Source organism: Bacillus sp. G16 (assembly GCF_021282335.1).
Taxonomy (GTDB): Bacteria; Bacillota; Bacilli; order Bacillales; family Bacillaceae; genus Bacillus; species Bacillus inaquosorum.
In genome coordinates this window covers 224,544-237,379 of sequence record NZ_JAJSOZ010000002.1, presented here as the reverse complement: position 1 = coordinate 237,379, position 12,836 = coordinate 224,544, and the positions used below count along the sequence as shown (strand labels likewise).

Sequence of the window (12,836 nt, the reverse complement as noted above, 5' to 3'; positions counted from 1 at the left end):
GACAAAACTTTTCTCTTGCAATAGTTTGTGAAATGTTGCACAATATAAATGTGAAATACTTCACAAACAGACATCGAAGAAAAACATACCCTGGAAGGATGATTAATGATGAATAAACATGTAAATAAAGTAGCTTTAATCGGAGCGGGTTTTGTTGGTAGCAGTTATGCATTTGCGTTAATTAACCAAGCGATCACAGATGAGCTTGTGGTCATTGATTTAAATAAAGAAAAAGCAATGGGCGATGTAATGGATTTAAACCACGGAAAGGCGTTTGCGCCGCAACCGGTCAAAACATCTTACGGAACATATGAAGACTGCAAGGATGCTGATATTGTCTGCATCTGCGCCGGAGCAAACCAAAAACCTGGTGAGACACGCCTAGAATTAGTAGAAAAGAACTTAAAGATTTTCAAAGGCATCGTCAGTGAAGTCATGGCGAGCGGATTTGACGGCATTTTCTTAATCGCGACAAATCCGGTTGATATTCTGACTTACGCTACATGGAAATTCAGCGGCCTGCCAAAAGAGCGGGTGATCGGAAGCGGCACAACACTAGATTCTGCGAGATTCCGTTACATGCTGAGCGAATACTTTGGCGCAGCCCCTCAAAACGTGCACGCGCATATTATCGGAGAACACGGCGACACAGAGCTTCCTGTCTGGAGTCACGCAAATGTCGGCGGAGTGCCAATCAGTGAACTCGTTGAGAATAACGATGCGTACAAACAAGAGGAGCTTGACCAGATCGTAGATGACGTGAAAAACGCCGCTTACCATATCATTGAGAAAAAAGGTGCGACTTATTACGGCGTTGCGATGAGCCTTGCCCGCATTACAAAAGCCATTCTTCATAATGAAAACAGCATTTTAACTGTCAGCACATATTTGGACGGACAATACGGCGCAGATGACGTGTACATCGGCGTTCCGGCTGTCGTAAACCGCGGAGGAGTTGCAGGCATCACTGAGCTGAACTTAAATGAGAAAGAAAAAGAACAGTTCCTTCACAGCGCCGGCGTCCTTAAAAACATCTTAAAACCGCATTTTGCAGAACAAAAGATCAACTAATCGCAACTATAGAGTAAAGGGCTGATTGTCAATGTGGGAGCAGTTGTATGATCCGTTTGGAAACGAGTATGTGAGCGCACTTGTGGCGCTCACTCCGATTCTCTTTTTTCTCTTGGCTTTAACCGTTTTTAAAATGAAAGGCATTCTTGCGGCATTTCTTACCCTAGCCGTCAGTTTCTTCGTCTCCGTTTTGGCATTTCATATGCCGGTTGAAAAAGCAATTTCTTCTATTTTACTAGGAATCGGGAGCGGTTTGTGGCCGATTGGCTACATCGTTCTGATGGCGGTGTGGCTGTATAAAATTGCAGTGAAAACCGGGAAATTTACCATTATTCGTTCCAGCATAGCCGGCATTTCGCCTGACCAAAGAATACAGCTATTATTAATTGGTTTTTGTTTTAACGCGTTTTTGGAAGGCGCGGCCGGTTTTGGTGTTCCGATTGCGATTAGTGCGGCGTTGCTCGTCGAACTTGGTTTTAAACCGTTAAAAGCGGCGGCGCTCTGTTTGATTGCGAACGCAGCCTCTGGAGCCTTTGGTGCGATTGGAATTCCTGTAATCACAGGGGCACAGATTGGTGATTTGTCTGCTCTTGAGCTGTCACGGACATTGATGTGGACACTGCCGATGATCTCATTTTTGATTCCGTTTCTGCTTGTATTCCTATTAGATCGAATGAAGGGAATCAAACAGACATGGCCTGCCCTGTTGGTTGTGAGCGGTGTGTATACAGCGGTTCAGACACTGACAATGGCGGTGCTTGGACCGGAATTAGCAAACATTTTGGCGGCCTTATTCAGCATGGGCGGGCTTGCGCTCTTCCTCCGCAAATGGCAGCCGAAAGAGATTTACCGGGAGGAAGGAGCCGGCGAGACTGGTGAGAAAAAGGCATACAGTGCCGCTGACATTGCGAAAGCATGGTCCCCTTTCTACATTTTAACTGCGGCGATCACAATCTGGAGCCTTCCTGCCTTCAAAGCGCTATTCCAAGAAGGCGGGCTGTTATATCAGACAACACTATTATTGAAAATGCCTTTTCTACATCAGGAAATTATGAAAATGCCGCCGATTGCGCCATCTGCCATGCCGTTAGATGCAGTCTTTAAAGTCGATCTGCTGTCAGCGACTGGTACAGCGATTTTAGCGGCAGTCATCGTGACAGGGCTGTTCAGCAAAAATTTCTCTTATCGGGATGCCTTTGCTTCCTTGAAGGAGACAGGAAAAGAGCTGTGGGTGCCGATTATCACGATCTGCTTCGTAATGGGGTTTGCCAATCTGGCCAACTTCGCAGGGCTCAGCTCTTCAATTGGGTTGGCACTGGCGAAAACAGGAGATTTGTTCCCGTTTGTCAGTCCTGTTCTCGGCTGGATCGGCGTGTTCATTACCGGTTCTGTTGTCAGCAATAACGCTCTGTTCGGACATTTGCAGGTTGTCACCGGAGCGCAGATCGGTGCGGGTTCTGATTTGCTGTTAGCTGCAAATACGGCGGGCGGGGTGATGGCGAAACTCGTTTCTCCTCAGTCTATCGCCATTGCCGCCGCAGCGGTCGGCCAGACTGGCAAGGAATCTAAACTGTTTAAGCGTACAGTGGCGTACAGTCTGATTCTGTTATTGATCATTTGTATATGGACGTTTATTCTTGCAAGATTAGGATTGTAATCGAAAAAAGCAGTACATGTCAGCCATGTACTGCTTTTTTGTTAATTTGCTTTCTTCGCCATTTCCGCTGTTGTTTTCACTCTGGCTTTTCCCATAAACAAAACGGTAACCGCCGCGAGGACAATTGGAATCAAAGCGAGCAAAAAGACATATGTGATACTTGATGACATCGCGTCAATAATGCGATTCAGAATCGCCTCAGGAATTTGGGAACGTGTTCCTGCTTGGAAAATCTCCTGCGGGTCGCCGATATTTTGCGCGGCGCCTGAGCCCGCTGAGCCTTTCATGCCGCTGAAGCCGTCGCTCAGCTTGTTTGTGAATACGTTTGTTTGCACCGTTCCGAAAATGGTGACGCCCAAGGTCATGCCGAATGACCGCAAAAATGAATTTGTAGAGTTGGCCGTTCCCCGAAAACGAGGCTCAAGATCATTCATAGAAGCCGCCGGCAGCAGGGAGAAGTTAAAGCCTACACCAAATCCTGAAATCATCATAAAGACGGTCAGCCATACCCGTGCTGTGTCAGGCGTCATATTGGAAAGAAGCAGCATGCCGATAAAGAAAGCGATAACAGATATCAGCATCAAATTGCGGAAGCTGACCTTCGTTTGGAAGATCCCGCCGATCATGCTCCCGATGACTGATCCAATCATCATCGGCGTCAGAATAAAGCCCGCGCTTGTCGCTGAGCTGCCGTATACCGCCTGAACGAAAATCGGAATAAATACCGCTAAAATAATGAATGTTCCGCCATACAGGAAAGCGAGAATCTGTGCTGTGGCAAACAAACGGTTTTTAAACATCCAGAAAGAAATGATCGGCTCTTCCGCTTTTCTCTCCACAATAAAAAAGGCAATGAAGAAAACAGCGAATACAATAAACAGGCCAATGATCTGAATGGAATTCCAATCGTATGTTTTGCCGCCAAGCTCAAGGGCGAACATCAGGCATACAATGGATACGACTAAGGTAACCGCGCCGCCCCAGTCAATTTTCTGCTTTCTGGGCTCCAGAGATTCTTTGTAGTAGCGAATAATGAAAAACAATGACAATGCGCCGATCGGCACATTGATGTAAAACACCCAGTGCCAGCTGATCGAATCTGTAATGATCGCGCCTAACAGCGGCCCAAGAACACTGGATAATCCGAATACAGCACCGAACATGCCGGACATTTTTCCGCGTTTTTCCGGCGGAAACAAATCAAAGATAATGGTAAAGGCAATCGGCAGGAGCGCGCCGCCTCCAATCCCTTGAATGGCCCGGTAAATGATCAGCTGATTCATCGTCTGTGCAATTCCGCATAAAGCCGACCCGATTAAGAAAAAAATAAGTCCAAACAGGAAAAAGCGTTTTCGGCCGTACATATCGGAAAGCTTGCCGTAAATCGGCATTCCAGCCATGACCGCCACCATATAGGATGCCGTCACCCAAGCGAATTTATCAAAGCTTCCAAGATCCGCTACGATGCTGCCCATCGCCGTCGCAACAATCGTATTGTCCATTGCAGACATCAAGATGCCCAGCAGGAGACCGAGGACCACAAATTTGGTGGAAGCCTGTTTTGCTGATGTTGTGTCCATTTGTTCTACCTCCTCTTACTTTTCTATGTAAGTTCTGATATCATGATAATAGTTTGATCATTGAATATCTCGATTATCAAGATAAATTCGATTCTATAGGGAGGACTGTCAGTTGTCAACAAGAAATTCCAGAAGTGAGTTGGAAAAGACTGCCGTTCAGCTTTTTCGGAAATTGGGCACAAGAACGGTTCTGTTTCATCAGGCAGCCGCTCAGGCTCTCGGTCTGTTTCCCACCGATTTGAAATCAGCTGACATCTTAAATGAAGCGGGACCGATGACGGCCGGAGAGCTGGGGAAAAAGACAGGCCTCAGCACAGGTTCTGTCACAGCGCTTGTTGATCGGTTAGAAAAAGCGGGGTATGTGGCTCGTGAAAAGGACCCGAACGACCGCAGAAGAGTCATGATCGTCCCTTTGACCGCTTCGAAAAAACATGTAAAGGATTTGTTCCGCTCTCTGTCAGAGTCGACGATAGATTTGTGCCGCGAGTATACGGAAGAGGAACTGGAACTCATTTTCAGCTTCGTAGGCAAAGCTGCCGATATTATGGAGGAAGAGCTTGAACGTCTGAAACAGTAAGCGAAATTGTGCATAGCTTGGCCCGTTCCCGAATAAATTGTACAAGTTACGTAAGAGAAGGGAGTACGGGCCGGTGAACATTTTTTTGAGCTATATTGTGCTGGGACTGTCCTTGTCTGCGCCTGTGGGACCAGTAAATGCGGCGCAAATAGACAAAGGAATTAAAAACGGTTTTTGGCATGCATGGATTTTTGGTTTAGGCGCCATGACAGCGGACGGACTGTACATGCTTTTTATCTATTTCGGGCTGTCGCAGTTTTTGACTGCTCCGTTTGTGAAAACGTTTTTGTGGCTCTTCGGCTTTTTTGTTCTGACCTATACCGGAATTGAAACACTGAAAAATGTCAGAGAACCGATGAATGTGCGAAGCTCACGGGGAAAAGCGTCATACAGGAAAACGTTCGCTTCGGGTTTTCTCATTTCACTGTCAAATCCATTGAGCATCCTTTTTTGGCTTGGGATTTACGGAAGCATACTTGCGAAAACAGCAGAGGCCTACAATATGAATCAGCTTCTTATCTATAGCTCCGGCATCATGATCGGCATTTTAATCTGGGATTTTTGCATGGCTATCACAGCCAGCATGTTCAGAAATCTGCTTCATGAAAAGCTATTGAGGGGATTGACCGGAATCGCTGGTGTATCCCTCCTTGTATTTGGCTTTTACTTCGGTTATCAGGGCATCAAACAGTTACTGGGCTGATTCATGAAGGACAGTCACCTGCCGCCTCCAGTTTTAATATAGTATCCAGATGATACTGGAGGTGGATCAATGGTGAATGGGATTTACACCAAAAGTTTTCTGGAACGTAATCAAGATGAGCTTCCTGAATGGCAAAGAATCGCTTTTGAGCTGCTGGCAGAAACTGTGGCGGATGACGCGGATACGTTTCCATGCATTCCCGGACGCCAGTCATTTCTGAATGATCAGCTTCGCATTGCTTTTGCCGGAGATCCGCGGGAAAACCGAACGGCGGAGGAACTGGCTCCATTGCTTGCGGAGTACGGAAAGATATCGCGGGACACTGGAAAGTATGCATCTCTCGTTGTGTTGTTTGATACACCGGAAGATTTGGCTGAGCACTATTCGATTGAAGCGTATGAAGAGCTGTTTTGGAGCTTTTTAAATAGACTGAGTCATCAAGATGAAAAAGAGTGGCCGGAAGACATTCCGGCCGATCCCGAGCATTATAAATGGGAGTTTTGTTTTGACGGTGAGCCATACTTTATTCTGTGCGCTACACCGGGGCACGAGGCGAGAAGAAGCCGGAGCTTTCCCTATTTTATGATCGCGTTTCAGCCAAGGTGGGTGTTTGATGACCTAAATGGTTCAACTGTATCCGGCCGCAACATGAGCAGAATGATCCGATCCCGTTTAAAGGCCTACGATCAAGCTCCGATTCACCCGCAATTAGGCTGGTACGGAGGAAAGGATAATCGCGAATGGAAACAGTATTTCCTCCGTGACGACGAAAAACAGGTATCAAAGTGTCCGTTTTCTTATTTAAAGAACATGTTCAACAAAATGAAATAAATCACGAGCTGGCAGGGCGGTCTTTATGTCCCTGCTTTTTTTGATAGATCATGGTAACGACGGCAATAATCGCGAGAAAACCTATGCTCACAAAAAAACCGGGCCGGCTTGATTTTTCAAACAATGTACCTGACACAGCCGCAGCAATCAGAATCATCGCTAAATAAATTTGCGTTTTGCCCATTCCCTCAGGATCAGTCAGCTTTTTGCTGGAGAACAGGATAAACAGCCAAGTGTATAAAAGCATAAGCCCCGCTGCTGTCGTCATGTGCTCATAAATGTTTTTGGGCAGCACCAGGGACAGAATAATGGATAAGACAAGCCCTGCAAACGTCAGCCCCAGTGCCGGCCAGCATATTTTTTTGCCTTCCTTTAAGGTAAAGCATTTCGGCGCGTCGCCGTCATCAGCCATCGTACAAAGCAATGTCGTAACCGCAAATAGCGAAGCGACGAGGGTCGAGAACCCGGCGATAATGAAAATCCCGTTAAAAATATCGAGAATGATCTCAAGGTTGTATCCTTTTAACGACGTAATGAACGGGCTGTCCTGTTCTGTAAACTTGTGTAACGGAACCAAAAGCAAAGCCAGCCCGATTGAAATAATATAAATAATCGCAAGCGTCGCCAGCATCAGTTTTCCTGATTTAGACGCTTCCTCTGGTTTCTTTAAGTGGACCGCCATCAGCCCCATGACCTCAATTCCGCCAAAGGCGTAAAACGCGTAGATTAAGCCTGTCCACAGCCCCATGGCGCCGAAAGGGAAAAACTCACTCGTCTTATTTGGAACCTGTACATCAGGCCTTCCGCCGGACAGGATGCCGCATAATGCCAGGATGGCAATGACAATAAACATAAAAATAGCGGCTGTTTTGATGACTGCCAGTACATTTTCAGTCTTCTCAAAAACAGACAGTCCGGTGAAAATAATGAGAAGCCCAAGTACCGCGTAGATTGAAGCAAACACCCATAACGGCACCTGAGGAAACCAATGCTTCGTAAATAGTGAAATGGCTGTCAGCTGGCTTCCGGTAATCAGCATTTCTGATGTCCAGTACACCCAGCCGTTACTGAAGCCGGCCCATCTTCCGAATGCTTTCCTCGCATACGAACAAAACGAGCCTTTTTCAGGATGTTTTGCAGACAGCTTGGCAAGCTGTTCGAATACAAAATACGTACCGATCGCTCCAATTAGAAATGAAAGCAGAACGGAAAAACCGCTTTTCACTATTGCGATGCTGGAACCGAGAAAAAATCCAGTTCCGATTGTGCATCCTATCCCGATTAATGACAGCTGCCACCAAGCTAAATTTCCTTTTTGCTGATCTTGTTTTGTTTGACTCATAATCATTTCAACCCCTTTTATCTAAGGTTAGATTGCGACCCGCCCGAAGCTTATATACATCGGATTTTTGCCTCTTTTTACATGGAGAAGGCGGCGAACGCTCATACTAATGGAAAAAAGGAGCGAGCCGATGACACAGCGATATATCGTAGAGCCGAAGAAAGGGCTTGGGCTGAAGCTGAAAAAGGGGCAGATTTTGAAGGTGGTTGATGTTGAGGGCCAGCAGGTTGCTGATTTTGTCGCGTACCATGCCAAGGATTTTTATGAACACCTTGATCAGGGAGCGACGATTGATGCCAATCATTCCATTCATGTGAAGGTCAACGACCATCTCTATTCCAATCTGTACAAACCGATGCTGACGCTGATTGAGGATACGGTCGGCAAGCATGATCTGCTGCTTCCCGCCTGCCGTCCTGATATGAACAGGCTTTTATACGGCAAGCAAAAGGATGAGTTTCAGGATACGTGCTATGACAATATGAACCGTGCGCTTGAGCAGTTTGGCGTACCGAAGCCTCACATGCATTATCCTTTTGCGATTTTTATGAATACTGTCCTTGATCAGAAAGGGAACCTGTCTGTGGAAACGCCGCTTTCAAATGCCGGGGATTATGTAAGGCTGCGGGCGGAAATGGATTTGGTTGTCGCGTTTTCTTCCTGCCCGATAGAAAAAGGTAAGTGCAATGGCGATAGTGTAACGTCAATACGGGTGGAAGTCAGCTGATCTCTCTTGTTCACTGTGAATGAAGACCTGTGCTATATTTAATAGGGATACATAACTGTCATGATTCATTTTCGTCAATTTGGGGAAATGATCAAATAAGAAACAGCGAAACTGTACAGGAGGAATGATTGGGATGAGCATGCAGGAAAAGATTATGCGTGAATTACATGTGAAGCCCTCAATTGATCCAAAGCAAGAAATTGAGGACCGAATCCATTTTTTAAAACAATATGTAAAGAAAACCGGCGCTAAGGGCTTTGTATTGGGAATCAGCGGCGGACAGGATTCAACTCTTGCGGGGCGCCTTGCTCAGCTGGCGGTGGAAAGCATTCGCGAGGAGGGCGGAGACGCTCAATTTATCGCGGTCCGTCTTCCGCATGGCACACAGCAGGATGAAGACGATGCCCAGCTTGCTTTGAAGTTTATTAAGCCGGATAAATCATGGAAGTTCGACATTAAATCGACCGTCAGCGCTTTTTCTGATCAATATCAGCAGGAAACGGGCGATCAGCTGACTGACTTTAATAAAGGGAACGTAAAAGCAAGAACAAGAATGATCGCTCAATACGCGATCGGCGGACAAGAAGGCCTTCTTGTCATTGGCACTGACCACGCAGCTGAGGCTGTCACTGGTTTCTTTACGAAGTACGGTGACGGCGGAGCCGACCTCCTGCCGCTGACTGGATTGACGAAGCGTCAGGGAAGAAGCCTGCTAAAAGAGCTGGGTGCACCGGAACGCTTATACCTAAAAGAACCAACTGCCGATCTGCTCGACGAAAAACCGCAGCAGGCGGATGAGACAGAGCTTGGCATTTCCTATGAGGAGATTGACGATTATCTCGAAGGGAAAGAAGTATCAGCGAAAGTGTCAGAAGCGCTGGAAAAACGCTATAGCATAACTGAGCATAAACGTCAGGTTCCGGCGTCTATGTTTGATGACTGGTGGAAATAAAATGAAGAAAGCCCGCTCTCGGAGCGGGCTTTTGTCATGTGCAGGATCTTTATTTGATGCGGATATGATTCAGCTTTACCATCAATCTGTCAGTAAACCTTCGGAGGCTGCCTCTCGTATCAGGGTCTAATGTAAGCTTGGCTCTCGCGGCAATGGTTTCTGCCGCATCCTGAATCGACATGTTGTCTGTTTGGAGGTGATCTGCAAAGACTGGTGATGACAATCCTTCAATGCAGCGGTCGATTTGTTTGGCGGCCCATGAGTTTTTTCCTTCTGCTCTTGTGCGCAGCCGTTTTAACAAGGTTTCCTTTGAAGCCATTAGTGTAAAGTGGTGAACCGTCTGGCCGTCATGTCTGAGCCTGCCGATGATCTCATTAAAGTATTCAGGGTGTACAATCGTCATAGGCACAATGATGATGCCGCGGTATGTATCGGTCAGGGAGGCGAGCAAGCTGTAATTGAACGCCCGCCATAAGGGATAGCTTTGAAAATCGTCCTCCGCGATCTCCGGCGGTATCATAGAGCGCATCGCGAATCCCATTTTCTCAGGATCATACACGTACGACGGTTTCAGCCTTCTATGCAGTTCGAAGGCTGTTTGTGTTTTTCCGGAACCGAAAGCCCCGTTTATCCAAATGATCATCTCCATTTCTCCCTTCTCACTTATGATACAAAAAAAGACCCTTCCATCGAAGAGTCAGCAGGAAAAACAATAAAAGCAGTGAGTTGAAAGGTTTTAATGCTTTTTTGCGTCGAAGTATTAAAATATCTGTGGAAATGTTGTACAATGAATGTCATTCAGGCAAAAACGTTTGAACGGAAAAGGACGGGCAAGCCGGTATCTATATAAATATTCGTAAAATAAGCATATAATGAATATAAAATTTCATTCCTTAGGAGGATTTCGCCGAAGATGAACGCTAAACGAGCCATCCCAGTAAGAGAAAGAAATATCGTCCTGATCGGATTCATGGGTGTAGGAAAAACGACAATCGGCCAATTGGTCGCTAAGAAATTATATAGAGATTTTATCGATATTGACCAAGAGATCGAAAAGGATTTCAAGATGACAATTCCTGAGATGTTTGAGGAAAAGGGAGAAGACTTTTTCCGGAAAACGGAGAAGGAATATATTTTAGACATCTGCCATCATAAACGATTCAAAATTGTATCTCTGGGCGGCGGGTCTTTTAAACAAGAGGAAATCAGAAAGTGCTGTCTGGAAAACTGTCTCGTGCTTCATTTGGACCTGTCATGGGAGAACTGGAAGCAGCGCGCGGACTTATTGATCGAGAGCCGCCCTGTGCTGCATAACCGTTCAATGGATGAAATGGAACAACTGTTTAACGAAAGAAAAGTCATTTACAACAAACACAATTCAAAAGTGGCAACAGACAACCTTTCTCCTGAGGAGGTCGCCGATTATATTGTAGAGACATTAAAAATCGGCTGGGATCTTTATCAGCCAATGTAAAAAGCCGTGCGGTGCGCACGGCTTTATTTATCATTTTACGCCTTGTATCAAAATGGCTTTTAAGCAAAAGGAGTCAGGCTGTCCGTTTTGTTTCAATTTGATGGAGAACGTATCACGTGCTTCTTCTGATGCCTGATGTAAATGGCTGATAATCTGTTTTTCCCGATCGGCGGGGGTTCCGCCACGTTTGATCCAGCTTTCGTATTGAATCGGCAAATTCCACTTTTGGATGTCTTGATAGCTCAGCTGATTGGCGGTGAACATTGACTGCCATTCTGATAATGAGCCTTCCCGAACATGGGAAGGGTCTCGGAGCTGGTTCAAATGATTGACAAACTCATCAAGAACGGGATCTTCAGGCGCGTAATGATCGACCAAGAGAAAACGTCCGTTCTTTTTCAGGACGCGTGCAACTTCGCTGACGGCTTTGCGGACATCTGAAAAATGGTGGGCCGCGTATCGGCAGGTGATGATATCAAATGAATCGTCGGGGAAGGGGAGTGACTCGGCCATTCCTTGCTGAAAGCGTACGTTTCCCGCTCCTTTTTCTTGCGCAAAGGAGGACGCAACCTCAACCATCTCTTTCGTCGCATCAACACCGATGCATTCCTGCACATATGGAGAAAATGCCAGCGCCGTATGGCCAGCACCTGCTCCGATATCCAGCATCCGCTGCTCTGCCCGGCATTCCGCCGTTTTGATCATCAACCCCAAATCTTCGCCTTCAGCAAATACCTTCTCATCCCGATACATCTCGGCGTTAATAGAAAACGGTGTTTCATTTGTCATGTGAACCAGCCCCTTTTTTTGTAAATGATGATATGGATTATGTTAGCAATTTCTGTTATGATTCGTCCAAGATATAAAAATGATAAAAACGATAGGATCAACCTATGGAGGCTGAAATGGATATTAAAGTGATGGAATACGCAGCGGAAATCGCCCGGCGCCAAAGCTTTACAAAGGCAGCAGATCATCTTCATATCGCTCAGCCATCTCTCAGCCAGCAAATCAAAAAGCTTGAGACTGAGCTGGGGCTTACCCTTTTTCACAGATCCCACGGCTCTGTTACACTGACACCCCACGGCCGGCGTTTCATTGAAAAAGCCGAGGACATTATTCGTTCCAGAGATGATTTGCTCCGGGAGATGCAGGAGCGGTCGCAGGGGCTCGGACACAAGCTTTCCATTGGGATTCCCGCTGTAACGGGGAGATATATCTTTCCGCCTCTGCTGAAGCAGTTTTTGGCCCGTTATCCTCATGTGGAGGTTCAGCTTGTTGAAAAAGATCCGGTCTCTTTAGAGGAGATGACGGCAAAGGGAGAGGTTGACCTTTCTGTTTTATCCTTGCCGATCGAGGATGAACGGCTCGCCATTACACCGTTGCTCACGGAACCGATTGTTCTCGCAGTGCCGAAGGAAAAACAAAGGTGGATGCCGCAGGAAATGATCGCTCTGATTGAGAAAGCGCTGGAGGGAGAGGAGGGCCGCAAGCCGTGCGTACCGCTTGAAATGGTGAGGCACGTGCCTTTTATTCTGTTAAAAGAAGGCTTCGGTTTTCGCAGGACAGTTCTCGATCTCTGTGCGGAAAGCGGCTTTAAGCCGAATACAGCTTTTAAGACGAGCCATATTGAAACCGCCCAATCCCTTGTGGCCAATGGTTTAGGTGTGACAATGGCGCCGAATATGGTCAGAAGGGATAAAGATCCTGGTGTGATCTATTTATCTATTCAATCAGCGCCATCACGAACCCTCGTCTTTGTATTTTTAAAGAACCGCTACGTCAGCTTGACAGCTCAGGCCTTTATGGAACTGAGCCGGGAAAGTCTTAAACAAACGTTTGATGAAGGCAGTCTGGGAAACAAAAGTGAAAATATTTAGAAAACAGGTTCTAAACGTGGTAGTATAGGAATACAAACTAAA

At 46.4% G+C, this 12,836-nt stretch carries 13 protein-coding genes; 9 read left to right on the top strand and 4 right to left on the bottom strand.

The genetic code is table 11. The features are described from left to right. Nucleotides 1-105 precede the first annotated feature (105 nt). A complete protein-coding gene (locus LWH95_RS03195) occupies nucleotides 106-1,071 on the top strand; it encodes an L-lactate dehydrogenase (protein ID WP_232918942.1) in 966 nt (321 codons plus the stop codon). Nucleotides 1,072-1,102: 31 nt separating this feature from the next. Continuing rightward, the gene (locus LWH95_RS03190; RefSeq protein WP_232918941.1) at nucleotides 1,103-2,728 is read left to right on the top strand and encodes an L-lactate permease; all 1,626 of its coding nucleotides are present in this window, start codon (nucleotides 1,103-1,105) and stop codon (nucleotides 2,726-2,728) included. A 41-nt stretch (nucleotides 2,729-2,769) separates the two neighbouring features. On the opposite strand, the gene bmr3 is transcribed toward LWH95_RS03190, so the two are convergent. Then, nucleotides 2,770-4,308 carry a multidrug efflux MFS transporter Bmr3 gene (bmr3, locus tag LWH95_RS03185; RefSeq protein ID WP_232918940.1) on the bottom strand — a complete coding sequence of 513 codons (1,539 nt, stop codon included), beginning with the start codon at nucleotides 4,306-4,308 and terminating at the stop codon, nucleotides 2,770-2,772. 112 nt (nucleotides 4,309-4,420) lie between these two features. Here bmr3 and LWH95_RS03180 point away from each other — a divergent pair, with 112 nt between their 5' ends. The 3 genes from LWH95_RS03180 to LWH95_RS03170 all read left to right on the top strand — a co-directional run bounded on the left by LWH95_RS03180 (nucleotide 4,421) and on the right by LWH95_RS03170 (nucleotide 6,419). Continuing rightward, nucleotides 4,421-4,885, top strand: coding sequence for a MarR family transcriptional regulator (locus LWH95_RS03180; RefSeq protein ID WP_232918939.1), 465 nt, complete (start codon nucleotides 4,421-4,423; stop codon nucleotides 4,883-4,885). Between the two features lie 73 nt (nucleotides 4,886-4,958). After that, nucleotides 4,959-5,588, top strand: coding sequence for a LysE family translocator (locus LWH95_RS03175; protein WP_003241196.1), 630 nt, complete (start codon nucleotides 4,959-4,961; stop codon nucleotides 5,586-5,588). Between the two features lie 69 nt (nucleotides 5,589-5,657). Further along, nucleotides 5,658-6,419 carry a YqcI/YcgG family protein gene (locus tag LWH95_RS03170; RefSeq protein WP_232918938.1) on the top strand — a complete coding sequence of 254 codons (762 nt, stop codon included), beginning with the start codon at nucleotides 5,658-5,660 and terminating at the stop codon, nucleotides 6,417-6,419. Between the two features lies 1 nt (nucleotide 6,420). Here LWH95_RS03170 and LWH95_RS03165 read toward each other — a convergent pair whose 3' ends face one another. Next, entirely contained in the window at nucleotides 6,421-7,761 is a 1,341-nt protein-coding gene (locus LWH95_RS03165; RefSeq protein ID WP_032732283.1) for an amino acid permease, read from the bottom strand. Between the two features lie 130 nt (nucleotides 7,762-7,891). Here LWH95_RS03165 and LWH95_RS03160 point away from each other — a divergent pair, with 130 nt between their 5' ends. Next, nucleotides 7,892-8,488, top strand: a complete 597-nt coding sequence (locus tag LWH95_RS03160) for a DUF1989 domain-containing protein (protein ID WP_003241190.1) — start codon at nucleotides 7,892-7,894, stop codon at nucleotides 8,486-8,488. Nucleotides 8,489-8,621: 133 nt separating this feature from the next. Next, complete coding sequence (gene nadE, locus LWH95_RS03155; protein ID WP_003241188.1) at nucleotides 8,622-9,440, top strand: ammonia-dependent NAD(+) synthetase; 819 nt, start codon at nucleotides 8,622-8,624, stop codon at nucleotides 9,438-9,440. Nucleotides 9,441-9,489: 49 nt separating this feature from the next. On the opposite strand, the gene tmrB is transcribed toward nadE, so the two are convergent. Further along, complete coding sequence (gene tmrB, locus LWH95_RS03150; RefSeq protein ID WP_060397879.1) at nucleotides 9,490-10,083, bottom strand: tunicamycin resistance ATP-binding TmrB; 594 nt, start codon at nucleotides 10,081-10,083, stop codon at nucleotides 9,490-9,492. 270 nt (nucleotides 10,084-10,353) lie between these two features. Between tmrB and LWH95_RS03145 the strand changes: the two genes are divergently transcribed. Next, nucleotides 10,354-10,914, top strand: a complete 561-nt coding sequence (locus tag LWH95_RS03145) for a shikimate kinase (RefSeq protein ID WP_060397880.1) — start codon at nucleotides 10,354-10,356, stop codon at nucleotides 10,912-10,914. 30 nt (nucleotides 10,915-10,944) lie between these two features. Here LWH95_RS03145 and LWH95_RS03140 read toward each other — a convergent pair whose 3' ends face one another. Beyond that, nucleotides 10,945-11,703 carry a class I SAM-dependent methyltransferase gene (locus LWH95_RS03140; RefSeq protein ID WP_119913366.1) on the bottom strand — a complete coding sequence of 253 codons (759 nt, stop codon included), beginning with the start codon at nucleotides 11,701-11,703 and terminating at the stop codon, nucleotides 10,945-10,947. A 116-nt stretch (nucleotides 11,704-11,819) separates the two neighbouring features. Between LWH95_RS03140 and LWH95_RS03135 the strand changes: the two genes are divergently transcribed. Then, nucleotides 11,820-12,794 carry a LysR family transcriptional regulator gene (locus tag LWH95_RS03135; RefSeq protein ID WP_133488566.1) on the top strand — a complete coding sequence of 325 codons (975 nt, stop codon included), beginning with the start codon at nucleotides 11,820-11,822 and terminating at the stop codon, nucleotides 12,792-12,794. Nucleotides 12,795-12,836: the final 42 nt, after the last annotated feature.

Excerpts from the sequence above, each read along its gene's own strand:
- LWH95_RS03170 (WP_232918938.1), top strand. The coding sequence starts at position 5,658 with ATGGTGAATGGGATTTACACCAAAAGTTTTCTGGAACGTAATCAAGAT.
- LWH95_RS03165 (WP_032732283.1), bottom strand. The coding sequence starts at position 7,761 with ATGAGTCAAACAAAACAAGATCAGCAAAAAGGAAATTTAGCTTGGTGG.
- LWH95_RS03145 (WP_060397880.1), top strand. The coding sequence starts at position 10,354 with ATGAACGCTAAACGAGCCATCCCAGTAAGAGAAAGAAATATCGTCCTG.
- nadE (WP_003241188.1), top strand. The coding sequence starts at position 8,622 with ATGAGCATGCAGGAAAAGATTATGCGTGAATTACATGTGAAGCCCTCA.
- LWH95_RS03160 (WP_003241190.1), top strand. The coding sequence starts at position 7,892 with ATGACACAGCGATATATCGTAGAGCCGAAGAAAGGGCTTGGGCTGAAG.
- LWH95_RS03140 (WP_119913366.1), bottom strand. The coding sequence starts at position 11,703 with ATGACAAATGAAACACCGTTTTCTATTAACGCCGAGATGTATCGGGAT.
- tmrB (WP_060397879.1), bottom strand. The coding sequence starts at position 10,083 with ATGATCATTTGGATAAACGGGGCTTTCGGTTCCGGAAAAACACAAACA.
- LWH95_RS03135 (WP_133488566.1), top strand. The coding sequence starts at position 11,820 with ATGGATATTAAAGTGATGGAATACGCAGCGGAAATCGCCCGGCGCCAA.
- LWH95_RS03195 (WP_232918942.1), top strand. The coding sequence starts at position 106 with ATGATGAATAAACATGTAAATAAAGTAGCTTTAATCGGAGCGGGTTTT.
- LWH95_RS03190 (WP_232918941.1), top strand. The coding sequence starts at position 1,103 with ATGTGGGAGCAGTTGTATGATCCGTTTGGAAACGAGTATGTGAGCGCA.
- bmr3 (WP_232918940.1), bottom strand. The coding sequence starts at position 4,308 with ATGGACACAACATCAGCAAAACAGGCTTCCACCAAATTTGTGGTCCTC.